This window comes from Nocardia sp. NPDC004860 (assembly GCF_040609015.1).
Classification (GTDB): domain Bacteria; phylum Actinomycetota; class Actinomycetes; order Mycobacteriales; family Mycobacteriaceae; genus Nocardia.
The window spans coordinates 547,381-568,341 of the sequence record NZ_JBEXJI010000002.1 but is presented as its reverse complement, the minus strand read 5'-3'; the positions used below and the strand labels follow the sequence as shown (position 1 = coordinate 568,341).

Genomic DNA, 20,961 nt, shown 5'->3' with positions numbered 1-20,961 from the left:
GCGCAGCACGAGAAACGGCGGCCGCCCGGGGAGGGCGACCGCCGTGGGTTACGCGGATCGAAACGGTCAGACGGCGGTGGGCATCTCCTTGGCGCGGCTCTTCACCAGGAAGGCCGAGACCACCTCGAAGACGCCGATGGCGATCAGCCAGCAGCCGACCACCACGACCAGGGCCGTGATCGAGCGGAACGGCTCCACGATCAGCAGACCACCACCGACGATGAGCAGGATGCCGAACAGGATCTGCCAGCCCCGGCCCGGGACGGCGGCATCGGACATGGCGGCCACCAGCACCGCGGTGCCGCGGAAGATCCAGGTGATGCCGATCCACAGCGCCAGCAGGCCGATGGCCTGGAACTCGTTGCGGAAGCAGAAGAAACCCAGAATGAACGACAGGATGGCGGTAATGAAGGACAGCACCCGCATCCAGGTGCTGATGTGCATTCCGAAGGCCGCGATCAGCTGGAAAACACCGGATACGAGCAGGTAGATGCCGAACAGGACACCGGCGACGACCAGGGTGGGTCCGGGCCACACCAGCACCAGGATGCCCAGCACCACCGAGAGAAGGCCGGTGACCAGGATCGACTGCCACGCGCTGCGGGCCAGTGCGTGGACCGGCCCTTCGTAAACTCCCTCTTTGCTGGTTGTCATATTCAGCAGAATATGACCAGTTCGGGTCGTTTGCGATCAATTAGCCAAGTGTTGCGCGGCTGTGACATGACTCAATCGTCGTCGGCGCTCTGGCGCGCGATGCGCCGCATCCAGCGAATGTCGGCCCGCCAGGTGTATCCGGCGACCAGCAGCGAACCGACGACCGCGGCATTGAGCATGGAGGAACCGTTCACCACCAGCGACACCAGGCCACCGATGAGCGCGCCCATGCTGAACGAAACATATTGCGTCGCATAGCCGAGCCAGTCACGGGCAGTGCCGCCACCGAAGACGTGCCGCTCGATGCCCTGCGCGAGTTTCACCAAGGTGCCGGTGACGTAGCTGACCGGAATGGAGACCTCGCCGTTCTTGACGAAGGAGGTGTTGAGTGCGCCCATGGCGAAGGCGACGAACAGGATCGGGATCAGGCCGATGCCACGCTCGCCGAGCACGGCGTCCGCGATGGCCGCGAGCAGCAGCGCGCCTGTGCTGAGCATGGTCGCGCCGTGCGGATGGTTGGTCCACCAGTACCGGCGGCAGATCGAGGCGATGAAGACGCCGGCCAGGAAGCAGATGATGATCGCGGCCGCGCCGCCGGCCAGGGCCGGGTCGCCGGCGAAGTTGCCGAGAACCGTGCGTTCCGTATTGCCGGTCATGAAGGTGACGAAATACCCCTCCGAGTGGGTGTACGCGGCCGCGCCGATGAATCCCGCCAGCATTGACAGCACCGCGGACAGCCGCATTTCGAGATCCCAGAAGGGCTTCTCGGGTTGCTTGCCGGACGCAGTCACAGCAACAGGCTAGCAATCTGCGGCATGTCGGCCCGGAGGTGAAAGTTCGCGCCGGTGACGCCGCGCAGCCGGTGCGGTACATTGCGTATGTTAACCGAAATTCGCAACTGGAATGTCCAGTGGGAACAAGGAGAAGTCATGACCTCCGCCGTCATCGTCGACGCTGTCCGCACCCCCTCCGGGAAGGGGAAAACCGGTGGCGGCCTGTCGGAAGTGCATCCCGCAACACTGCTGTCGGGCGTGCTGGAAAGCCTGGTCGAGCGCACCGGAATCGATCCCGCGCTGGTCGATGATGTGATCGGCGGTTGCGTCACGCAGAGTGGCGAGCAGGCGTTCAATATCTCCCGCACCGCGGTGCTGGCGGCCGGCTTCCCGGAAGCGGTGCCCGCCACGACGGTGGACCGGCAGTGCGGATCCTCACAGCAGGCCGCCCATTTCGCCGCGCAGGGTGTCATCGCGGGGGCCTACGACATCGCCATCGCCTGCGGCGTGGAATCCATGTCGCGGGTGCCGATGTTCTCCAACGCCCAGGGCCGCGACGCCAATCGCGGGCCCGTCGCGCACCGGTACCCGGACGGGCTTGTGCAGCAGGGCATTTCCGCCGAGGTGATCTCCGCGCGCTGGAAGTTCGACCGGACCGCGCTCGACGAATTCGCAGCGCGCTCGCACCAATTGGCCGCCGCCACCGCGGCAACCGGAGGCTTCGACAACGAACTGGTCCCGGCGGGATCGCTCACCGCCGACGAGACCATCCGTCCCAGCACCACCGTCGAGGGCTTGGCCGGGCTGAAGCCCGCCTTCGTGGACGCCGAATTCAAGGCCCGGTTCCCCGAAATCGAATGGTCCATCACCCCCGGCAACTCCTCGCCCCTCACCGACGGCGCGTCGGCGGCGCTCATCATGAGCGAGGAGAAGGCCGCCCAGCTCGGCCTGAAGCCGCGCGCCCGCTTCCACTCCTTCGCGGTCACCGGTGACGATCCGCTGCTCATGCTCACCGCCGTCATCCCCGCCACCCGCAAGGTGCTGGCGCGAGCGGGACTGTCCATCAACGACATCGACGTCTACGAGGTGAACGAGGCGTTCGCACCGGTGCCGCTGGTCTGGGCACACGAACTCGGCGCCGACCCGGCCAAACTCAACCCGCGCGGCGGCGCCATCGCACTGGGTCACCCGCTCGGCGCCTCCGGGACCCGCATCCTCACCACCATGCTCAACCACCTCGAACAGACCGGCGGCCGCTACGGCCTCATGACCATGTGCGAGGCGGGCGGCCTGGCCAACGCCACCATTATCGAACGCCTCTGAGTTCGCGCCTCGCATCGCGGGCACGATCGACAGCGAGCGAGCCGAGGCCGACAGGGCTGCTGCCCTCGTCGGCCCGGAGGCCTCGACGAAGCGACCCTTTCGCCCCGTCCCGACAGCGCGTCGGGTGCGTGTGCGCTCCACGCCGGATGGCTTCCTGGGCACGGGAAATCGCCGGCACTGTCGGGGACCGGCCGTAGGCTGGCGTCGGTTGCGCGGGCAGCGCGTGGGATGGGCGGAGGCGTTGTGCAGGTTTCGTGGGATCAGGTGTTCAGCTGGCGGGTCCAGCGGCAGTTCGTGGATCCGCGGACGACGAGCGATGCCGTGGCCGTGGTCGAGCGGCTGTGCGGGGTACAGGCGCAGGTGACGTCGGCGGCGGAAACCGCTGTGGCGCTGCGGCGTTCGACGGGTGAGCCCGGTGCGGTGGTGGCGGCGCTGGGGGCGGGCACGCTGATGAAGACGTGGGCGATGCGTGGCACGCTGCACGCGCTCACGCCGGAACAGGGGGCCGCAGCGTTGTCGCTCATGGCGTCCGCACGCACATGGGAGAAGCCCGCGTGGACAAGGGCGTCCGGGGCGACGCCGGATGACGTGGCGGCGCTGGTCAAGGCGGTCGGCGATATTCTCGACGGGCGCGTGCTGACTCGCGGCGAACTGGTCGCGGAGCTGATCGCCGAGCGGCGATTCCAGCCGCTGGAAGACCATCTGCGCTCCGGGTGGGGTTCGATGCTGAAGCCCCTGGCCTGGCAGGGCGCGCTGTGCCACGGCCCGTCCCGCGGCACGTCGGTCACCTTCACCAATCCCGCGCACGTCATCCCCGGCTGGTCCGGCATCCCCGACCCGGATGCCGTCGCGCCCACCGTCATCCGCGCCTACCTCGGCGCCTACGGCCCCGCCACCCCGGACATCTTCAATACCTGGCTGACTCGCGGCTTCCTGAGCAAACCGACTGTGCGCCGCTGGTTTTCGGACCTCGGCAACGAGCTGACGGAGATCGACGTCGAGGGCCGCCCCGGCTACTTCCTCACAGCCCACCTCGACGAACTCGCCAGGACCGAACCGACTTCCGCAGTCCACCTCCTCGGCCAGTTCGACCAGTACGTCCTGGGCCCCGGCACCGGCGACACCGCCCTCCTCCCCGGCGACCACCGCGCCAAGGTCAGCCGCGCCGCAGGCTGGATCTCCCCACTCGTCGTGACCGGCGGCCGGATCACCGGAACCTGGGACCTCGACAAGGGCGACCTGACCGTCGCCATGTTCGACGGCGCACCCGTCCCCACCGCCCAGCTCACCGCCGAACTACCCCGCATCGCCAAGGCCACCGGCCAGCCCGTCACAACAGTCCGCGCTGCCTGAATCGCCCCGCACCCATCCGCGTCGAGGTCGGTCCGGAGCTGGGTTCGTGCTCTTCGGCGACGAGGCGTTCGGAATCTTCGCCGCGGCACTCGCCGCGCATCAGGGTGGGTGAGCGGGCGAATTCCGGGTTTACCCCGATAGGCGTGAAACCTCCTGTGCGGCAAGCTGAATCCCGGGTCGGGTCACAGTTGATAGGAGTTGATTCACACATGGCTCAACGGTTGCTGGTCGGTCTGGGCGCCGCGGCCCTGATCACCGCCGCGGCTGGCGTCCTGGCCCCGGCGGCATTCGCGACGGATCTGGCCGAGGGGGTTTCGTGCAGTGATCGCAGCTGCCGCAACGACACCGACGACATCTATCGCATCCAGGTGCGGGTGCACTGCTCGGGATTCGGTGACGGGTACCAGACGTCGGTCTGGGTGAACAGCCACACCACCGAACAGACACAGGTGGGGTGCACCGGCCGCTGGGTGCCCGGGGGATACAGCCTCGGCACGCCGTCGAGGAACCCCGACGGCAGCTGGAAGCCGGCTCCGATGGAGAAGAACCCCGACAAGTTCGAGCCCAGTTCCCTCACGGGCATCGACTACCTGAGTGCCGTGGTCGACAACAGCAGCCGCCGGCGTCCCGGCGCGCCCGCGCCCAGCGGCTCCTGATCCGGACCGGATTTCCCGGTCGCGAATCAGGTGGTCGGAGCGGGCGCATTTCTGGTCTACTGGTAGCCGGTCGGGTGACTGGAAGTACTCGAACGCCCTCGGGATCGGTCAGGCCACAGCCGCGCCGGTCACCGCCGACGCGGACGTCCCGGTTGCCACGACCGGTAGCAGCACTGCTTCCAGGTCGGTTCGGCCACCTGCGTCAATCCGATTCCGGGGATCATCCTGGGTATCCTGTGTCCGCCGCGCCCCGGCCAGTGGCTCGACGGCCTCGGCGACCTCTGACCTCGATTGCGGGGACATATCACAAGCTTCAGGGCCTGCAACAGCCAGAACGGCTGCGCCGCAAAAGCAATCACCTCGCATCGATGTCGAGCCCCATCGCGCAACGGTTCGCTCCTGTACGGGCGGACCTTGTCCTCAGGCGCCGCACGCGGGGCCCGGCCGACTCGGAAAGTGGGCAGGTGCGCCTGCCACTGCCGCCCACCGTCGCAGATCGAAACCGGCGCTTCCGCACGGGTTTTCACCCCGCAGCGGAGCATGCCGAATCGACGCAGGTCGCGGCTACGGCGACCGGGCTGCATTCGTCGCGGACCGGGGAACGCGAAGAGTCACACCATTTTCTGGTGCCTCTCGCTATCGGGGGCAACCTCGGCAGGCCCGCCCGCACGTGGGCGGTCCACGACCGCCTGCGACCGGCATTCACTGGTGATCCGGCGTAACTCCTCGGTTGGATTCTCGACGCTGCCGCGCAGACGGGCGCAGAACGCATCCAACGACCCGTACCGGGCCACAATGTCCGATACCAGGTGCGCCACCGTCCTGTTCGGCATCACTGGAACCCTTCTCTCCTCAGTCGGAACTGGTCACCTCGCCACGCACCCCCGAGTCGGCCAGGGCTGACGGGGAAGATCGTCGAGCAGGCCCAGACCATCGCGGACACTCGACAGTGCCACCGGATTCCGCGACGGCGAACGCCACCGTACAGACCACCGCAAGCTGTCAGCAAACCGGTCGGCGAGTCGACAATGCGCGTCGCGTCGTGACAACGACCCGCCAGTGAACGTCCCTGCGGCCCAGCCGCATTCGGAATCGAGTCCAACCCGACGCGGTCACCCGGCTCGCGGTGCAGCACGGATGCCGGCGGTCCTGCCAGGGCGAGGATCAGGCGAGCGCAGGTCTCGGGTCGCCGGCAGCAGCGACATCGGTTCCTTGCGATCCAACACAGCCGGATCCCGCGGGCGACCGACATTGTCGATCTATCGCACTCGAATGTTGGATTGCTATCGACCCAGCGGTCCTGCGAAAGGCAGGACGACCGTGCAGGAGACCGGTGTGGCGTGCGCGGGGTCGAGGGCATTGAGGACCACGCGCGCGGCGACCGGATCCGCGGGTAGCTCGTAGTGCTCGGTGTAGTCGGTCGGGCAGAGGTCCTGCAGCACCACGTCGTCGACATTGGGTCCGTCCAGCAGGCCGGTGGTCCAGGGGGTGGCGATCTCGTCGTAGCGGGAGACCACGGTGGTGAACCGGATGGCCGGTGCGAGGGCCGGGTCAGCGTTCAGGTCGATGGCGACCTTCGAGCCGGGCGAGAGCTGGCACGGCCCGCACTGTGCGGCCAGTTCCGCTCCGGGCGCGGTGGATTCGAGCAGCGGCTGCAGGTTCGCCAGGCCGCTGACCGTGGAGCCGTGCAGCGGCGCGGCCAGCGCCACGTAGTGGTCGATCTTCGGGATGGCGCCGAGGTGGTTCAGGGCGTAGAACGGCACCGCGCCGCCCATCGAGTGGCCGACGAGATCGACCTTGTCCGAGCCGGTTCCGGCGCGCACCCCGTCGATGAAGTCGGAGATCTGCCGGGCGCTGGTCTCGACCGGCGTGATGGCGCCCATGACCGGGCCGAGCGCGCCGGTACCGTAGGTCGTGGTGAACACGCAGTAGCCGGCGTTCGTGAGGACCGCGGACAGGGTGTTCCAGGTGACGGTGTCATTGGACAGCCCGTGCAGCAGCACCACCGGATTCGGGTGCGCGGCAGTGGGTTTGCAGGACCAGTCGTTCGCGCCGGGCGGCACCTGCCCGGGCGCGGTGAGCTCGGCCGTCAGTCCGCCGAAGTAGCTGTAGGAAGGATCCGGCTCGTCGGCCGCGGCCGGGCGTACGGCAAGCACGGCGGCGAACAGGATGGCGGTGGTGAGGCAGCGGGTGGCCGATCGCATGGGTACTCCCGGGGATTCGTGCCGGTCGGCCTCGCGGTGCCCCCTACGCGCCGCGTATGACCGACCGGTCGGTCATAGGTTAGCCGCTGTGTACCCTCGAGGGGAACAGACAGCGCAGGAAAGGACTCCGGCCATGCCCCGACCCGCGGAACCGGGCCGCAACGCCCTGCTCGACGCCGGGGCGGAGGTCGCCGCGCGCACAGGCCTGGCCGGACTGTCGGTCAATGCCGTGGTCCAGGCCGCCGGCATGGCGAAAGGCACCTTCTACCATCACTTTCCGGATCGGCGCAGCTATGTGGTCGCGCTACACCGCCGGTATCACGACGAGCTGACCGGTCTCGTCCTCGCCGCCGTCGGCGACCTCGCGCCCGGCCGCGAGCGACTGCGCGCCGGTCTCGCCGCCTACCTCGACGCCTGCCTGGCCACCCGGGGCACCAAAGCCTTTCTCGCCCAGTCTCGCACCGAGGCCGATCTGCTCGACGAGGTGACCGCCCGCAATCAGCTGGTCGCCGCGGTGATCGTGCCCGATATCGAACAGCTGGGCTGGGCAGACCCGCCCGCGGTGGCGCTCCTGGTCATCGCCATGGTGGCCGAGATCGCGCTGGCCGAACTGTATTCCGGCGCGGCCCGGCCCGACCTGCGCGCCGCGCTCACCGCACTGATCGAGCGCACGCCGACCTGACCGCCGTCGCGGTCACCGCCCGTGTCGGCGAGTCCGGCCCAGACGAGCATGGAGAGGTAAGCCGATCAGCGAATGAGGCCGCTGCTCTACGAGCTGCGGCAGGCCCATCAGGACGCCGCACCCGAAGCGCCGGTGACGAGGCCCGAGACAGTCGAGTCGACTGCTGCGACCGCTGCAGCGCACCGCGCCACGGTCGCCCTGGTGCTCGGTTCACCGCGCTCTACCCACGAGGTGCTGACCGCTCTCACCGGATGGGCAGTCTTCCCACGCCGCGCAGACCTCCCTCGAATCAGCCACTGCCACATCGCCGCCCACTCTTCCAGCACGCCCCGACACCCCTCACCGACAGCGCCTCACACCCGAATTCCGGGCAAATGCCGGATCGAGCCGACCGGCACCCGTCTACCGGTATCGGCGCGGTCATCGGACTTCAGGCGATGGATGCCACGCCGGATGCCAGGGCACGGGCGGCGTCGGCGAAGTACTGCTCGTCGGCGCCGTCGGCGAGGCCGAGAATGACGCCCTGGCTCAGGCCGACGAACAGTGCCCTGAGAGCGATGGCCAGGCGTTGCGCCTGATGCAACGTCACGACGATCCCGTTGTGCGACCTTCCGGCGAACAGTTCGATCAGATGGTCCTCTTGTGTCCGGATGGACGCGGCGAGCCGGGTCCGCAAGTCCGGGTCGTGTACGGCCATGTCCAGCAGGGTGATCTGGAGCGAAAGGCCGGCCAGCGCATCGGGGCCATCGCAGCTACGCCGGTAGTACCGGGCAAAGGCATCGACTGCTTCCAGCAGATCCAGTCCCGTGGGAACAGCCTGTTCGACCTCTTCGTAGTGCGGTCGCAGGTAGTCAGTGACCAGGGCGACCACCAGGCCGTTCTTGCTGCCGAACAGCGAGTAGATGGCACCGGTGGTCACCTCGGCCACCTACGGATGGCCCGTTCGGTGATCCGAAAGAACCCCTTGTCCACCTTCGCCGCTGGTCATTCCGGCCGGCCAGTGACCGTTCTCGCCGCGAATCAACTGATCCACGTCGACTTCCACACCGTCGCCGTTGGTATCGACCAGTGCAAACGCGACCACGCCGCTGCCAGCTACCGCCAATACCCCGGCGTAGCGTGGATGCCAACCATCGACCACGATGATCGTCTCCGCGCTCGGCAGCTCGGGCGCGTCAACCTCGTCGCCGGCTCTGGTCAGGGCTGGTCCCGTGACCGCAGCGGGACCCACCCCACGAACCAGAACAGGGCCGCAGATGCCACTGTCAGCACCGCGAACAGCTGGCTCCAATGCTCCACATGGTCGAAGTTGACGATGTAGCTGACCGAGCTGGCAAGGCACAACCCACCCGTGATTGCCAACGCGACCAGAAACCGCCAGGTCCATCGCGCTCCACGCAGGTCCGACATTGCGAGATCCCCCCGAATCCGTTGTGTGCGAGCCCCTTCGGCCCACACATGACGCTGGATTCTACGCTTCGGTGCGGCCCGGAGCGCCTGCGTTTCGCGCCGCACCGAACGTCGCGGCCCTACTCACAGGCGAGAGTGACCGGCAGCATACGGTCGGCGACGCGATGTACGTGGACACATAAGGTGGCCCGAAGGATTCACGCCTTCTCTGCTGTCGAGTGGGTTTGTCCGTCAGTTGCCGCCGGGCAGGAAGGACGGGTCGTGAGCGCCTGGGCCCAGTTTGGCGCGTAGGTCCTTGACGGTCAGGTGATCGCCGCATTCCGAGCAGACGGGCTGGACGGTCATGACATGCCCGCAGGATTTGTGGACGGATTCGATCGGGGGGCCGCCGGGGGCGGCCCATTCGTCGCCCCATTGGCGCATGGCGGCCAGGATCGTCCAGAGGGAGCGGCCCTTGTCGGTGAGCAGGTAGTCGTATCGGACCGGGTTGTCCTGGTAGGGGGTCTTGTCCAGGATGCCTTGGGCGACAAGGTGTTCCAGCCGCTGGGTGAGGACATTGCGGGCGATGCCGAGGCGGGACCGGAAGTCGTCGAAGCGGGTGATGCCGAAGAGCGCGTCACGGACGATGAGCAGGGTCCACCATTCGCCCACCACCTCCAGGCACTGGGCGATGGAGCAGTTCATGTCCTCGAAGCTGGTTCGCCGCATGACCCCAGCATAGTCGGTTGCTTGAAGAGACTCACTCGCCTATGGTCCGTCTCATGAAGAAACTCACTCGGGCCGACGGCCGGACGCATGGGGGAGAACGATGAGCACCGTTGTCGTGCAGGAGGAGCGGCGGGTCGTAGATCCGCGGGTGGTGCTCGGGATCGTCGCGGTGGCGGTGCTGTTGTCCAGCCTGGATCTGTTCATCGTCAATGTGGCGCTGCCGCGGATCGCGGAGGATTTCTCGGGAGCCCGGATCGCGGGACTGTCGTGGGTGCTCAACGCGTATTCGATCGTGTTCGCGGCGCTGCTGGTTCCCGCCGGGCGGCTGGGTGACCGGAACGGGAACAAGACCGCGTTCCTGACCGGGCTGGGCGTGTTCGTGCTGGGGTCGGCGCTGTGCGCGGTGGCGTGGAATACCGGTGCGCTGGTGGCCTTCCGGGTCCTGCAGGCGGCAGGCGCGGCGTTGCTGACACCGTCCTCGCTGGGCCTGCTGCTGGCCGCGACACCGGCCGAGCGGCGGGCGACGGCGGTGCGGTTGTGGGTGGCGTTCGGCGGTCTGGGTGCGGCGCTGGGGCCGGTGATCGGCGGACTGCTGGTCGAACTGCATTGGCGCTGGGTGTTTCTGGTGAACGTGCCGCTGGGGATCATCGCGCTGGTGCTGGGAGCGCGGCTGTTGCCACGGCCGAGTGGTACGGGCGGATCGATGCCGGACGGGGTCGGCGCGCTCATGTTGATCGGGTCGGTGGCGTCGCTGATTCTGGCCGTCGTCAAGGGCGAGGGCTGGGGGTGGGGATCGCCCGGTGTCATCGGCGCGTTCGCGGCGACCGCTGTGTTCGCGGTGGTGTTCGTGGTCTCGTCGCGTCGCCATCACAGTCCCGTCGTCGATCCGGGACTGCTGCGCGTGCCGAATTTCGCGCTCATGCTCGGCAATTCGCTGCTGTTCAATATCGCGTTCGCGGGGATGCTGCTGTCGGCGGTGCTGTGGATGCAGAACGTGTGGGGGTGGTCGGCCTTGCAGACCGGGCTGGGGATCGCACCCGGACCGCTGATCGTGCCGCTGGTGGCGGTGTCGGCGGGCCGGCTGATCGCCCGGATCGGTGTCGGGCCGGTGCTCGCGCTCGGCGGGGTGGCGTTCGCGGCCGGAATCGTCTGGTGGGCGCAGGCGATCACGCTGCGGCCGGACTATCCGGCCGGGCTGCTCGGCGGCATGCTGGTGACCGGTCTGGGCGTCGGCCTGACCATGCCGACCAGTGTGGCGGCGGGAACGGCGGGGCTGCCACCGCAGCAGTTCGCGACCGGGTCGGCGGTGTTGAGCATGGCGCGGCAGCTCGGAATGGCCGTGGGTGTGGCCGTTCTGGTGGCGGTGCTGGGTACGCCCGCCGGTGCGCAGGCGACCCTCGACGCCTTCCAGCACGGTTGGTACGTGATCGCCGGCGCTTCGGTGGCCGCGGGCCTGCTGGGCCTGGCAGCGCGAATGCCGAAGGCCGCACCGGTATCCGGGTAGATTCTCAGGGCCTGACTCAGGGGTTGTCCGGATGTCCCGGTCCGCGGCTGTCCCTACCGTCGAGATATGCGAATCGGGCTGACAGTGACAGTGCTGGCGCTGGTGGGGGCCGCGGGATGCGGGAGTATGACCACCTCGGTGCCGCAGCCGGTCTCCACCACCCCGATGGCGGTGTCGCCCAAGCGAGTCGAGCGGATTCGCGACGACATCGACGGGCTGGTGCGGGCCGGGACCACCGGGGTGATCGCGACCCTGACCGAGAACGGGCAGACCATCACCCTCACCGCCGGGGTCGGGGACCGCACCACCCGGGCACCGATTCCAATGGCCCCGCCGCAGCAGGTACGGGTCGGCAGCATCTCCAAAACCTTCGCGGCGGCACTCATCATGCAATTGGTGTCGGAGGGGAAGGTGCGGCTCGACGAACCCGTCGATACCTATCTGCCCGGGCTGCTCAGGGGCAATGGCGTGGACGGGCGGGTGATCACGGTGCGCCAGCTCCTCCAGCACCGCAGCGGACTGCCGGAACTCTCCGACGACCCCGAACTCGACGAGGTACGCGCCGCGGCCGGGGGCCGCACCTTCACTCCCGCCGAGGAGATCGCGATCGCGCTGCGCCGGCCCGCGCAGTTCGCGCCGGGGGAGCGGTTCAAGTACACCAATACCAATTTCATCGTCGCGGGCATGCTGGTCGAAAAGGTGACGGGCAGGACATATTCCGAGGAACTCACCGGCCGCATCACCACGCCGAATCAGCTCGCCGACACCTACCTGCCCGGTCCGGGCGAGACGGGCTTCCGCGGCCCACACCCGCAGGGCTACACCCTCGTCGGCGGCGTCCCGACCGACGTCACCCGCTCCGAGCCGTCGGTGGGTTGGTCGGCAGGCGGGCTGATCTCCACCGGCAACGACCTGAACCGCTTCTTCATGGCCCTGCTCGCCGGAAAGATCGTCGCCGACGGGCAGCTGCACGACATGCTGACAACCCCACCCCGTTCCCCCGACAGCGCCCTCGACTACGGCCTCGGCATCGGCGCGATCCAACTTCCCTGCGGCGCACAATACTTCGGCCACGTCGGCGAGATCGCCGGCTACCTCACCATTTCCGGCGCCACCCGAGAGGGCCGCGCGGTGACCATAGCGATGAACGACTCCCCGGACACCGACCCGGACATCACCAGCCTGCTCAGCGACGCCCTCTGTCCGTAACCGTCAGAACTGCCCCGACAGTCATCAGCTGGGCCTGGCATCCGAGCATCACCAGTGTTCCGGCACCCGGCGCGTACGATGACCTTGCCCTGACATCCCGTTTCGAGTGAGGTTGCCAGTGACCGAACTGCCTGTGTGGGCCGACGACCCCGGGGCGCTGGAGCTCACCGAGGAGCAGTACGACGAGCTCCCGGATGCCCTGCGCAAGCTGATCGAAGTCATCGACGGGAACGTCATCCGATGCCAGAGCGGCAGCGCGGAACAGAGTGATGTCGCTCGGCGGCTCGCCAATCATCTCGAAGCGGCGAAGCCCGATGACCCATGCATGCGGGTGTCAACCGATGTAGACGTCCACTTCACCCGAAGGAAGCGGCGCGACGGCGCCTTCTCGTTCCGTCGCCCCGATGTGACGGTCTACCGCTGTGTCGAACGCGGCGCCAAACTCACCACCGCCGATGCCTTGCTGGTCGTCGAAGTCGTATCGCCCGGTTCCGGATACACGGATACGGTCGACAAGCTTGCCGAATACGCATACGAGGGGATTCCGGTCTATCTGATCGTCTATCTGGACTCGAGTCTCTACGTGAAGATGATCCAGGAGTACCGGCTCGATTGGGCCGCGCGGACCTATCGGCTTGCCGAGACCCATGAAGACGCGTTGCTGCTGGAGAGCCCTTATTCGGCAGTCGTTCCATTCAGTCGATTGGATGGTTGACGGGCGCTGCGGTTCTCGGGGGTCAGCGCGGGTGAAGTTCGGTGGCGAGTTCGAGTAGTTCGGGGACGTGGGGGCCGTCGGTGGCTGCCAGGCGGATGGCCTCGGCGAGGGGAAAGGCGCGGACTTCCAGGATTTGTTCTGCGTCATCAGGGTTGGTGGGGTGGCCGGTGAGGGTGACGTCGGCGGTGCACCAGAGCCAGGCTTTGTGGGGGTGGGGTTGCCAGGGGCGGTAGGGGGTGGGGCGGTCGGTGGTGGCGTAGTGGGCGCCGAAGTGGTGGAGGGGGCCGGACAGTTCGGCGCCGGCCTCCTCGGCAAGTTCGCGGATTACGCAGGACTCGATGGATTCTCCGGCTTCGCGGGTGCCGCCGGGGAGGATCCAGCGGTCCCGGTCGTCGCGGCAGAGGACGATGCGGTCGCCGAGGAAGCAGACGACGTGGATGTTGGTGACCAGGTGGTCTTGTGGGAGGTCGGTGGAGAACTGGACGTCGAGGCCGCCCCATTCCCACCGGGCGCGGGCGTGGAGGAGGGGGTAGCGGTCGGCGAGGGTCATGGTTCGAAGGTACTGGGGGACTGGCGGAGTCGCTGGGGCCGTAGGTGATTGTGCGGAGCAGATGGCGGCCCGCCCCACCTTCTAGAACTGGTTTCAGTATTGTTCCCCTATGGCCTTCGTCATCGACAAAAGCGTGGAGATCGACGCGCCCGCCGAGCTGGTCTGGCAGGTGCTCACCGACGTGGACAAGTACGGGGAATGGAATCCCTTCTGCCTGGAGTGCAAGACCACCCTCGAACCGGGGTCGCCGATCGATATGAAGGTGCGGCTGGTCGGGCCGAAGCCCAAGCAGCAGCGCGAGTTCATCCGTTCCCACACACCGGGTAAGGAATTCAGCTACAACATGAAGCCCGCGCCGCTGGGCCTGCTCAGCAGCGAGCGCTCGCACACCCTGACCCCGCTCGAGGACGGCCGCACCCGCTACTTCTCGCACTTCCAGCTCAACGGGCCGCTGGCCCCGGTCGTCGCCGGCCTGCTGGGCGGCGCGCTGACCACCGGGTTCGAGGGCATGACCGACGCGGTCAAGACGCGCGCCGAGGCCCTGAAAGCCGTGCGCGACTAGCGCTCACGCCTCGAACGGCAGCACATTGCCGGCGGCGTCGCGGCCACCGCTCTCGTTCTCGATGGCGGTGGCCAGATCCTGCACGCTGGTCCAGCTGCGTGGTTCCTCGTCCTCCAGATTGCCGATGGTGTACCAGGTGGCGGTGCCGCGATAGCGCACCAGCCCGTGGCCCGAATGATCCAGCGTCACATCGAGATCCCCGGAGACCGTTCCCTCTTCCCGGGTCATGACGGCTGCCTCGCTGCGGATTTCGACGACGGCGACTATGTGAACTCTCCCTTGCTGACACAGTCCTTCACCGCGGTCTGCAGTGCGGTCTGCTCCTTGGCATCGACGTTCAGTCCGTACTTTACTTTCACCTGGATGTAGTGCCCGATATAGGCGCACCGGAAAGTCCCGGGCGGCAGATAACTGGACGGATCCTGGTCGCCCTTGGAGCGGTTGGCGGTGGGATCGGAAATCACCAGGTTCAGCGCGTCATTGGCGATATGGCGACGGGTGTCGTCGTCGAGGTTCGCGGCGCCTGAACGCCACGCCTCGGCCAGCGCCACGATGTGGTCGATGTCCAGGGCCGACGAATCGGTGGTCCACTTGTAGGGCTTGAGGGCATTGGTCTTCTTGTCCATGACCCCGTACTGGTCGCGCCAGCCGCCATTGGTGCCGACGCTCAGTTTGCAGCTGCTCGGATCCAGCTTCACCGGCCCGGTCGCGTCCCGTAGTAGCACCACGTCACGGGTGGTGCAGCGACTGTACTGCGCGAAGGCGTCACCGAATCCGTGTTCGAGCTTGTCGGTGTCCCAGTGCGGGAATCGGTCGCGCGAGTAACCGGTCATCGGCAGTTCGTCGGCCACCTTCAGTGTGCCCAGCAGACTGCTGATCTCCTTGGCCGATCCCGCCGGTTGAGCGCCGCGATCCGGAATCGGCGGGCCGCTCGCGTCCGATTTATCGGTGCCGACATGCTTTTCGAGGACGGCGGCCACGATGGCCAGCACGATCACGAACAGCAGCGACACCGCCGCTTTCAAGACGCGGCGCAGGGTGGGGGAGGAACGGATCTTCGACCATGTCATCGCGCATCACCGCCCGCGGCGGCCGGGGACAGGGGCTTCGACAGGCGTGACGGCTTCGTGTGCAACATATCCCGCAAACCTTGGCAATCAGTGACCCGAAACGGCAAGCCGTACGCGGGTTTCGGAGACCGGTGTCACACCACACCCCGAGAATCGGCGTCCGGAACCGGACTCGCGGCACACCCGCCGCAATTCCATCCTGAGTCGCCCCGAGATCGAAAACAATGATGGTGCAGGGATTTCCGCTCGGCTTCCGGCGCGTCGACCTTGTCGCGCTAGATCTGATGCCACCAGGCTATGAAGAACACCGCGCCGCCCGCGCACAGTGCGATGGCCACCGGTACCGGCCACCACGGCCCGGCGCGGCCCAGCAACCGCTGGGCGAGACGCTGTTCGAGCATTCCGAACCCGGCGAGGAGCAGTATCCACAGGGGGAGCGGCAGCGCGCCCCCGGCGAAATGCACCGCCCACGCGCCGGCCAATGTCGGCCCGCCCCAGGAATGTTCGAAATCGTGCGCCGCCACCAGGGGATAGAAGATGCCGCGCACCGCGGCCAGTACCATCAGGAACACGGCGAACCAGGCGACCAGTCCAACCGCGACCGCCAGCACCGTGTGCCCGGCGGTCCGCCACGGTCCCGGTTCCCGCAGCTCGAACGGCGCCCGGAACACTCGCCGCATCACCCGGGCCCGAACCCCTGTGGGCGCGAAGGCAACCGGCACCGAGAGCAGCGCGTAGTACGCGGCCCGCAGCACCCGCTCGACCTTCCCCATGGGGACAACCCTAGCGCCGGCCGATGGTTCGCCCCGGCAGCCCGCGACCTGGTGCCGCGCCCGCCGGAGATGCGTCGGCGCGCCGGGCAGCCCCTACCCGACGCGCCGAATCGCCTGAGCATCAGGCGGTGTCGATGTCCTGAGAATCAGGCGTTGTTGAGCTTGTTCAGCCGCTCGCAGGACTCCAGGTACTCGGTGATGAGCCGCTGCACCACGTCGGCGGAGCGCTCCATCTTGTTCATCATGCCGACGACCTGGCCGACCGGGTTGAAGTTCACATCCTTGGCCTGCTCCGGGTACCGGTGGCCGCGCTTGACGCCGTCGAGGGCGACCATCATCTGCAGCGGCATGCCCAGCGGCTTCGGGTTTTCCGGCTGCTCCCAGGCCTCGGTCCAGTCGTTCTTGAGCATGCGGCAGGGCTTGCCGGTCCACGAGCGCGAGCGCACGGTATCGGAGCTGGTGGCGTCGATGTAGGTCTGCATCTGGGCGGGTGGCACATTGGCCTCCTCCACGGTCAGCCACAGCGAGCCGGTCCACGCGCCCGCCGCGCCCATGGCGAGGGCGGCCGCGACCTGGCGGCCATTGCCGATACCACCGGCCGCGAGCGCCGGCATGTCGCCGATGGCGTCGATGACCTGCGGCCACAGCACCATGGAGGCGATCTCACCGCAGTGGCCGCCGCCCTCGGTGCCCTGCATGACCACGAAATCCAGCCCGGCGTTCTTGTGGTTGAGCGCGTGCTTGACCGAACCGCACAGCGCGCCGATGAGGCGGCCGGAGTCCTGGATCTGCTTGATCACATCGTCGGGCGGGGTGCCCAGCGCGTTGGCGACCAGCTTGGCCTTGGGGTGCTTCAGGATCACCTCGATCTGCGGGGCGACCGTGGTGGCGGTCCAGCCCAGCAGCTGGTTGTGGTGCTCCTCCGGCGGCAGGTGCGGCACGCCGTGGTCGTTGAGGATCTTCTCGGCGAAGTCGCGGTGCTCCTGCGGAACCAGCTTGGCCAGTTGGGCTTCCAGCTCCTCGGGGCTCAGGCCCTCGACGCCCTTGCCCTCGTACTTGGAGGGGATGACCAGGTCCACGCCGTAGACGCCCTGCACGTGCTCGTCGAGCCACTGCAGCTCGACCTCGAGCTGTTCGGCGGTGAACCCGACCGCGCCGAGCACACCCAGACCACCCGCATTGCTGACCGCGGCGGCCACGTCCCGGCAGTGGGTGAAGGCGAAGATGGGTACGTCGATGCCGAGGCGATCACAGATCTCGGTACGCATGGTGTGGTGGGCTCCTCTGAACTTTCCGGCACTGGAAATGTTGTGCCCACCACACTAGAACATGTTCTACATTCGGACCAGTCTCTCGATGCCTACCCGTAGGTCACTGTCAACAACATGTTCTAGTTGCCGGGACGGTCAGCCGTGCGCGAGCAGGCCCTCGGCGTGCAGATCGTCGAAAAGGAGCTGGTCCACGGGCGGGACGTGCGGTCGATCGGCGTAGGTGAACCAGGCGATCTCGTCGATCTCACTACTGGCCGTGAGGGCGCCGGAGTACTCGGCGGTGTAGCAGGCCATGCGCACGACGGCGTCGGGGATCAGGGCCTCGTAGGTGCCGACGTGAGCGACGGTGTCCGGCGCGAGTTCGACCGTGAGCTCCTCGCGGATCTCGCGGACGAGGGTTTGCAGATCGGTTTCGGCGCCCTCGCGTTTGCCGCCGGGAATATAGAAGACGTCCTTTCCGCGCGGCCGCGCGCACAGGATGCGACCGTCCTCGATCCGCACCCAGGCCACCGTGTCGATCAGCCGCTGCTCCCGCTCCGCCTGCATGGGCGCAGCCTAGCGGGCATCACTCCGCAAGCTCCCAGGCGGCGACGAGGTCGAGCGGCAGCCCGCGATCGCAGATAGTTTGCGTCGGTGTCATTGCGGCAGCTGCGATCACTGCACGAAACTCCCTCGGCCAGATCCGTCGCGAATGCCGCCGGGGCCAGGACACCAGCCCCAGCGATGATCAGGGCAGCAGCGCCCAGACCGACCAGCACGGGGACCCAGGCAGTAAGCAAGGGCTCAGCTTTGCCCCATCGCGCGTAGCGGGACGCAGACGGGGTCTTCCCGATTCCTGCTGCGCCGTAGCAGATTCCGATGGTGCGGTCGCGTTTGACGGTGTCGGCGAACTCGACGAAGCGACGGTGTTCCTTACCACCTGCCCATGCCGTCGCGCTCGCTTTTCCAGATCAGGCGAACGTCATGTAGTGCCGAATAGCATGTGGCAGAAGCTTCCCGATCAGACCTCAGTTCCTGACTAGCAGGCTGATCGTCGAGTTCACCGGGCTCGCTCGTACTCCGGGCCGTCGCAACGTTCGAGCCACCACCATCCGCCCGCCAACTCCATGGTGGGGCACAAGGGAATTCCGAATCCGTTGTACGGCCTCGGCTCCGGCGTGCCGACGAAGTGCCCGTAACCGTAGGTGTCCTCGAAGACGTCGACGTAGTCGGCGGCGTACCGGACCGGTGCTCCATTGCTGTAACCGAGGTTCGCGATCCGGCAGTTCGGCGCCACGACGCACAAATGACTCGGTAGCTCGACACCGTAGAGATCACCTTCGCCGTGCTTGGGCACCTCCACCGTGGCCGCCGCGGCGAACGCAGAATACTCGAGCCAGAACCGCGCCCACCCGCTGGCCTTGGTATCGACGAACAGGAACAACGACCCGCTGACACCCACGACCGCCAGTGCCGCGGTGGCCACCGCCAGCCCCTGGGAACCACTGCGAGCAACACGCCGCAGCAACACCACGAACACGATGGCCAGGATCAGATAACCGAAGGCGAACAACGGCAGGTACAGCACCCAGATCCAGTACGAGAAGAACTCGGCGTGCAGTGTCACGACAATCGAAACCACGACCAGCGCGGCGGCCACTCCCAGCCCCAGAACCGAACTGCGCTTTTCAGACCGCATCCTGGAAACCTATCCGGACGATGTGCAGAATCCGCGTGAGAAATGTGCGGATTCCGTGTGCCTCCCGGCACGACCCGCCACCTGCCACCCATACCGTTACCCTCCCGCATCGGTGAACGTCCGGGTTCGGCCGTCCCGCGTCTGCGCATCGGGCACGCGCGTAACCCAGAAATCGTTCCCATGGCGTCGTCGAAACCGCCCGCAGCACCCTCGTCATCGGCGCCACCTGACAACGCGAGAGACCGCCATCTATCGGCGCGAGTCACACATCGGCTTGGTCCGGGTCAGCACCAAGGCGCAGGAGACCGCGCGCCAGCATGATGCCCTTGATCCGATCTGTGCCCGCGTGTTCGAGGAGAAGCGTTCGGGCAAGCTGAAGGTCGCCGGCGGGGAGGGCGCAGCGAGCCGGGGTCCCGGTACCGCCCATCGAATACCGACCCCCCGAGGAATCTGTGCCCCAGAAATCAGGGGATTCGAATCCAGTCTTAAACGAATAAATTTCACATAACGTCAGGTTCGTGAACACGCAAAACCTCACGGTCCGAACAGGATTCGCGGCCCTCATGCTCGCGATAGGTCTCGTCGGCGTCGCGGGCCCAGCCTCGGCCGAGATACCCCTCACGCCGGTCGCGGACAACACCGCCACCGGGAGCGCATCGATCGACAACGGCTCGTCAGCAACCGGCAGTGCGTCGAAGGAATACGGCACTTCGCCAACCGGCAGCCAGGCCGGATCGAGTGCGCTGTACAGCGCGACCTGCTACCCCAACGGCAGCGTCACGTGCCAGGGGCAGACGGGGAACGGCCATCCCTGATCGACCCGAAACCAGCCCCTCACCCATCGAACTCGATGGGTGAGGATCTCGAACACCGACACTCCGCTGGCCGCTCGGCGTGATGAACTGCGCAAGGAACTGGCCGCCCTCGACCAGGCGGTAGCGGCCATCCTCGCCGGCGCCCGCCGTGGCGAGCTGGACACGCTGAGTTGCGCGCTACAGCATCTCGGCGTACATGCGGCCGTCGCGCACCCCGAATTCGATCCGACACGGGAACTCCGACGGGTATCCGGCCTGGAGGTTGTGCAGATTGCCTCCGATGACAAACCTCGCCCACTCTCGCAACTCTTCGGGCAGTTGAAACATCCAGCCGTCGGTGGCGCGCACGTACGGGATATCGGCACCGAGGGGATCGTGGCGGCCGAGAGCGGCCACATCGAGGATCATCCCCTTCTCCTGCGCTGACGCGATCGTGGGTGGCTGCAGCAGCATCATGGCGGAACCGTAGCGCCACCCACGCCCTCCGCGGCTGAGGCGCGACGAGGCGCGACGAGGACGCCCGATTTGCCCGGTGGTGTTTTGCCGCAAGGCATTTCAGCGGCTTCAGGGGTGCCGGTTAGAAGTCGTCGTCGTGTCCTGCGAGCTGCCGCCCTAGTCGCCTGGCCGCATCGACGATCAGGTTCAGTGGTTCTTCATACTTCCAGGCGTTCTCGAAGTCGTCGTCGCGCTCGAGGGCCTCGGTGAGCAGGAGGGCGTGTCGCAGCACGATGTCCTCACCCGTTACGACGAGCCCGCCGATAGTTCCCGTGCTGCCGACCTTGCTGAGTACGGCCGGAAGATCTACCTTGTCGGCCTTGGCGAACGGTCTGTCGATCTGGATCCATTCCTCGCCTGCCCGCCTGATCACGACATCCGGGGCGGCCCAATCCTCTTCGGCGTCAATAACCTTGACGCTGATCTTGTCGGGCTCCACATCCACGCCGTAACTGTTCTCAGAAATGTGTTCGACCAGACTGTCCCACTCGTCGCTGTTTCCCACGTGTTCCCTCCGCGATCGTCAGTGTCCGGCTGATGCGAAGAGTAACAGAAT

Annotated in this window: 25 protein-coding genes and 1 pseudogene; 9 read left to right on the top strand and 17 right to left on the bottom strand. The window is 67.0% G+C overall.

The window, feature by feature from the left end; genetic code table 11:
- Positions 1-66 precede the first annotated feature (66 nt).
- Positions 67-654, bottom strand: a complete 588-nt coding sequence (locus ABZV44_RS06640) for an HdeD family acid-resistance protein (protein ID WP_354832760.1) — start codon at positions 652-654, stop codon at positions 67-69.
- A 71-nt stretch (positions 655-725) separates the two neighbouring features.
- Positions 726-1,397 carry a YoaK family protein gene (locus ABZV44_RS06635; RefSeq protein WP_354833126.1) on the bottom strand — a complete coding sequence of 224 codons (672 nt, stop codon included), beginning with the start codon at positions 1,395-1,397 and terminating at the stop codon, positions 726-728.
- Positions 1,398-1,583: 186 nt separating this feature from the next.
- Between ABZV44_RS06635 and ABZV44_RS06630 the strand changes: the two genes are divergently transcribed.
- The 3 genes from ABZV44_RS06630 to ABZV44_RS06620 all read left to right on the top strand — a co-directional run bounded on the left by ABZV44_RS06630 (position 1,584) and on the right by ABZV44_RS06620 (position 4,759).
- A complete protein-coding gene (locus ABZV44_RS06630) occupies positions 1,584-2,750 on the top strand; it encodes a thiolase family protein (RefSeq protein ID WP_354832758.1) in 1,167 nt (388 codons plus the stop codon).
- Between the two features lie 243 nt (positions 2,751-2,993).
- Complete coding sequence (locus tag ABZV44_RS06625) at positions 2,994-4,103, top strand: winged helix DNA-binding domain-containing protein (RefSeq protein WP_354832756.1); 1,110 nt, start codon at positions 2,994-2,996, stop codon at positions 4,101-4,103.
- 209 nt (positions 4,104-4,312) lie between these two features.
- Positions 4,313-4,759 carry a hypothetical protein gene (locus tag ABZV44_RS06620; protein ID WP_354832754.1) on the top strand — a complete coding sequence of 149 codons (447 nt, stop codon included), beginning with the start codon at positions 4,313-4,315 and terminating at the stop codon, positions 4,757-4,759.
- 1,283 nt (positions 4,760-6,042) lie between these two features.
- Here the strand turns inward: ABZV44_RS06620 and ABZV44_RS06615 are convergent.
- On the bottom strand, positions 6,043-6,963 hold the full coding sequence (locus ABZV44_RS06615) for an alpha/beta fold hydrolase (RefSeq protein ID WP_354832752.1): 921 nt from the start codon (positions 6,961-6,963) through the stop codon (positions 6,043-6,045).
- A gap of 133 nt (positions 6,964-7,096) precedes the next feature.
- Between ABZV44_RS06615 and ABZV44_RS06610 the strand changes: the two genes are divergently transcribed.
- Complete coding sequence (locus ABZV44_RS06610) at positions 7,097-7,645, top strand: TetR/AcrR family transcriptional regulator (protein ID WP_354832750.1); 549 nt, start codon at positions 7,097-7,099, stop codon at positions 7,643-7,645.
- A gap of 430 nt (positions 7,646-8,075) precedes the next feature.
- Here ABZV44_RS06610 and ABZV44_RS06605 read toward each other — a convergent pair whose 3' ends face one another.
- The 4 genes from ABZV44_RS06605 to ABZV44_RS06590 form a co-directional block, all read right to left on the bottom strand.
- A complete protein-coding gene (locus ABZV44_RS06605; RefSeq protein ID WP_354832748.1) occupies positions 8,076-8,573 on the bottom strand; it encodes a TetR/AcrR family transcriptional regulator in 498 nt (165 codons plus the stop codon).
- Positions 8,574-8,876, bottom strand: coding sequence for a hypothetical protein (locus ABZV44_RS06600; protein WP_354832746.1), 303 nt, complete (start codon positions 8,874-8,876; stop codon positions 8,574-8,576).
- The gene (locus tag ABZV44_RS06595) at positions 8,843-9,055 is read right to left on the bottom strand and encodes a hypothetical protein (protein ID WP_354832745.1); all 213 of its coding nucleotides are present in this window, start codon (positions 9,053-9,055) and stop codon (positions 8,843-8,845) included. The genes ABZV44_RS06600 and ABZV44_RS06595 overlap by 34 nt, the downstream gene beginning before the upstream one ends.
- A gap of 231 nt (positions 9,056-9,286) precedes the next feature.
- Positions 9,287-9,763, bottom strand: a complete 477-nt coding sequence (locus ABZV44_RS06590; RefSeq protein ID WP_354832743.1) for a helix-turn-helix domain-containing protein — start codon at positions 9,761-9,763, stop codon at positions 9,287-9,289.
- 100 nt (positions 9,764-9,863) lie between these two features.
- Here ABZV44_RS06590 and ABZV44_RS06585 point away from each other — a divergent pair, with 100 nt between their 5' ends.
- The 3 genes from ABZV44_RS06585 (at position 9,864) to ABZV44_RS06575 (ending at position 13,191) form a co-directional block, all read left to right on the top strand.
- Positions 9,864-11,267 carry an MFS transporter gene (locus ABZV44_RS06585; protein ID WP_354832741.1) on the top strand — a complete coding sequence of 468 codons (1,404 nt, stop codon included), beginning with the start codon at positions 9,864-9,866 and terminating at the stop codon, positions 11,265-11,267.
- 66 nt (positions 11,268-11,333) lie between these two features.
- Positions 11,334-12,476: a serine hydrolase domain-containing protein gene (locus ABZV44_RS06580; RefSeq protein ID WP_354832739.1), complete on the top strand. Its 1,143-nt coding sequence runs from the start codon at positions 11,334-11,336 to the stop codon at positions 12,474-12,476.
- A 118-nt stretch (positions 12,477-12,594) separates the two neighbouring features.
- Positions 12,595-13,191: a Uma2 family endonuclease gene (locus ABZV44_RS06575; RefSeq protein ID WP_354832737.1), complete on the top strand. Its 597-nt coding sequence runs from the start codon at positions 12,595-12,597 to the stop codon at positions 13,189-13,191.
- A gap of 22 nt (positions 13,192-13,213) precedes the next feature.
- Here ABZV44_RS06575 and ABZV44_RS06570 read toward each other — a convergent pair whose 3' ends face one another.
- Positions 13,214-13,741 (bottom strand): NUDIX domain-containing protein, encoded by a 528-nt coding sequence (locus tag ABZV44_RS06570; protein WP_354832735.1) that lies wholly within the window; start codon positions 13,739-13,741, stop codon positions 13,214-13,216.
- A 109-nt stretch (positions 13,742-13,850) separates the two neighbouring features.
- Between ABZV44_RS06570 and ABZV44_RS06565 the strand changes: the two genes are divergently transcribed.
- Positions 13,851-14,303: an SRPBCC domain-containing protein gene (locus ABZV44_RS06565; protein WP_354832733.1), complete on the top strand. Its 453-nt coding sequence runs from the start codon at positions 13,851-13,853 to the stop codon at positions 14,301-14,303.
- Positions 14,304-14,306: 3 nt separating this feature from the next.
- Here the strand turns inward: ABZV44_RS06565 and ABZV44_RS06560 are convergent, their stop codons facing one another.
- The 7 genes and pseudogenes from ABZV44_RS06560 to ABZV44_RS06530 form a co-directional block, all read right to left on the bottom strand.
- Positions 14,307-14,531, bottom strand: a complete 225-nt coding sequence (locus ABZV44_RS06560) for a hypothetical protein (RefSeq protein ID WP_354832731.1) — start codon at positions 14,529-14,531, stop codon at positions 14,307-14,309.
- Positions 14,532-14,566: 35 nt separating this feature from the next.
- On the bottom strand, positions 14,567-15,373 hold the full coding sequence (locus tag ABZV44_RS06555) for an HNH endonuclease family protein (protein WP_354832729.1): 807 nt from the start codon (positions 15,371-15,373) through the stop codon (positions 14,567-14,569).
- Between the two features lie 275 nt (positions 15,374-15,648).
- The gene (locus tag ABZV44_RS06550; RefSeq protein ID WP_354832727.1) at positions 15,649-16,146 is read right to left on the bottom strand and encodes a hypothetical protein; all 498 of its coding nucleotides are present in this window, start codon (positions 16,144-16,146) and stop codon (positions 15,649-15,651) included.
- Between the two features lie 146 nt (positions 16,147-16,292).
- Positions 16,293-17,414: a nitronate monooxygenase family protein gene (locus ABZV44_RS06545; RefSeq protein WP_354832725.1), complete on the bottom strand. Its 1,122-nt coding sequence runs from the start codon at positions 17,412-17,414 to the stop codon at positions 16,293-16,295.
- 138 nt (positions 17,415-17,552) lie between these two features.
- Entirely contained in the window at positions 17,553-17,963 is a 411-nt protein-coding gene (locus tag ABZV44_RS06540; RefSeq protein WP_354832723.1) for an NUDIX domain-containing protein, read from the bottom strand.
- A 227-nt stretch (positions 17,964-18,190) separates the two neighbouring features.
- A pseudogene (locus ABZV44_RS06535) lies at positions 18,191-18,331 on the bottom strand (ATP-binding protein); the annotation flags it as partial.
- A gap of 125 nt (positions 18,332-18,456) precedes the next feature.
- Entirely contained in the window at positions 18,457-19,095 is a 639-nt protein-coding gene (locus ABZV44_RS06530) for a hypothetical protein (protein ID WP_354832721.1), read from the bottom strand.
- A 518-nt stretch (positions 19,096-19,613) separates the two neighbouring features.
- Here ABZV44_RS06530 and ABZV44_RS06525 point away from each other — a divergent pair.
- Positions 19,614-19,910, top strand: coding sequence for a hypothetical protein (locus ABZV44_RS06525; protein WP_354832719.1), 297 nt, complete (start codon positions 19,614-19,616; stop codon positions 19,908-19,910).
- Positions 19,911-20,087: 177 nt separating this feature from the next.
- On the opposite strand, the gene ABZV44_RS06520 is transcribed toward ABZV44_RS06525, so the two are convergent.
- Positions 20,088-20,366, bottom strand: coding sequence for a hypothetical protein (locus tag ABZV44_RS06520; RefSeq protein WP_354832717.1), 279 nt, complete (start codon positions 20,364-20,366; stop codon positions 20,088-20,090).
- 121 nt (positions 20,367-20,487) lie between these two features.
- Positions 20,488-20,910, bottom strand: a complete 423-nt coding sequence (locus ABZV44_RS06515; RefSeq protein ID WP_354832715.1) for a hypothetical protein — start codon at positions 20,908-20,910, stop codon at positions 20,488-20,490.
- Between the last annotated feature and the right edge of the window lie 51 nt (positions 20,911-20,961).

Excerpts from the sequence above, each read along its gene's own strand:
- ABZV44_RS06560 (WP_354832731.1), bottom strand. The coding sequence starts at position 14,531 with ATGACCCGGGAAGAGGGAACGGTCTCCGGGGATCTCGATGTGACGCTG.
- ABZV44_RS06550 (WP_354832727.1), bottom strand. The coding sequence starts at position 16,146 with ATGGGGAAGGTCGAGCGGGTGCTGCGGGCCGCGTACTACGCGCTGCTC.
- ABZV44_RS06585 (WP_354832741.1), top strand. The coding sequence starts at position 9,864 with ATGAGCACCGTTGTCGTGCAGGAGGAGCGGCGGGTCGTAGATCCGCGG.
- ABZV44_RS06555 (WP_354832729.1), bottom strand. The coding sequence starts at position 15,373 with ATGACATGGTCGAAGATCCGTTCCTCCCCCACCCTGCGCCGCGTCTTG.
- ABZV44_RS06620 (WP_354832754.1), top strand. The coding sequence starts at position 4,313 with ATGGCTCAACGGTTGCTGGTCGGTCTGGGCGCCGCGGCCCTGATCACC.
- ABZV44_RS06615 (WP_354832752.1), bottom strand. The coding sequence starts at position 6,963 with ATGCGATCGGCCACCCGCTGCCTCACCACCGCCATCCTGTTCGCCGCC.
- ABZV44_RS06545 (WP_354832725.1), bottom strand. The coding sequence starts at position 17,414 with ATGCGTACCGAGATCTGTGATCGCCTCGGCATCGACGTACCCATCTTC.
- ABZV44_RS06590 (WP_354832743.1), bottom strand. The coding sequence starts at position 9,763 with ATGCGGCGAACCAGCTTCGAGGACATGAACTGCTCCATCGCCCAGTGC.
- ABZV44_RS06635 (WP_354833126.1), bottom strand. The coding sequence starts at position 1,397 with ATGCGGCTGTCCGCGGTGCTGTCAATGCTGGCGGGATTCATCGGCGCG.
- ABZV44_RS06520 (WP_354832717.1), bottom strand. The coding sequence starts at position 20,366 with ATGATGCTGCTGCAGCCACCCACGATCGCGTCAGCGCAGGAGAAGGGG.
- ABZV44_RS06610 (WP_354832750.1), top strand. The coding sequence starts at position 7,097 with ATGCCCCGACCCGCGGAACCGGGCCGCAACGCCCTGCTCGACGCCGGG.
- ABZV44_RS06570 (WP_354832735.1), bottom strand. The coding sequence starts at position 13,741 with ATGACCCTCGCCGACCGCTACCCCCTCCTCCACGCCCGCGCCCGGTGG.
- ABZV44_RS06640 (WP_354832760.1), bottom strand. The coding sequence starts at position 654 with ATGACAACCAGCAAAGAGGGAGTTTACGAAGGGCCGGTCCACGCACTG.
- ABZV44_RS06540 (WP_354832723.1), bottom strand. The coding sequence starts at position 17,963 with ATGCAGGCGGAGCGGGAGCAGCGGCTGATCGACACGGTGGCCTGGGTG.
- ABZV44_RS06580 (WP_354832739.1), top strand. The coding sequence starts at position 11,334 with ATGCGAATCGGGCTGACAGTGACAGTGCTGGCGCTGGTGGGGGCCGCG.
- ABZV44_RS06595 (WP_354832745.1), bottom strand. The coding sequence starts at position 9,055 with ATGTCGGACCTGCGTGGAGCGCGATGGACCTGGCGGTTTCTGGTCGCG.
- ABZV44_RS06530 (WP_354832721.1), bottom strand. The coding sequence starts at position 19,095 with ATGCGGTCTGAAAAGCGCAGTTCGGTTCTGGGGCTGGGAGTGGCCGCC.
- ABZV44_RS06630 (WP_354832758.1), top strand. The coding sequence starts at position 1,584 with ATGACCTCCGCCGTCATCGTCGACGCTGTCCGCACCCCCTCCGGGAAG.
- ABZV44_RS06565 (WP_354832733.1), top strand. The coding sequence starts at position 13,851 with ATGGCCTTCGTCATCGACAAAAGCGTGGAGATCGACGCGCCCGCCGAG.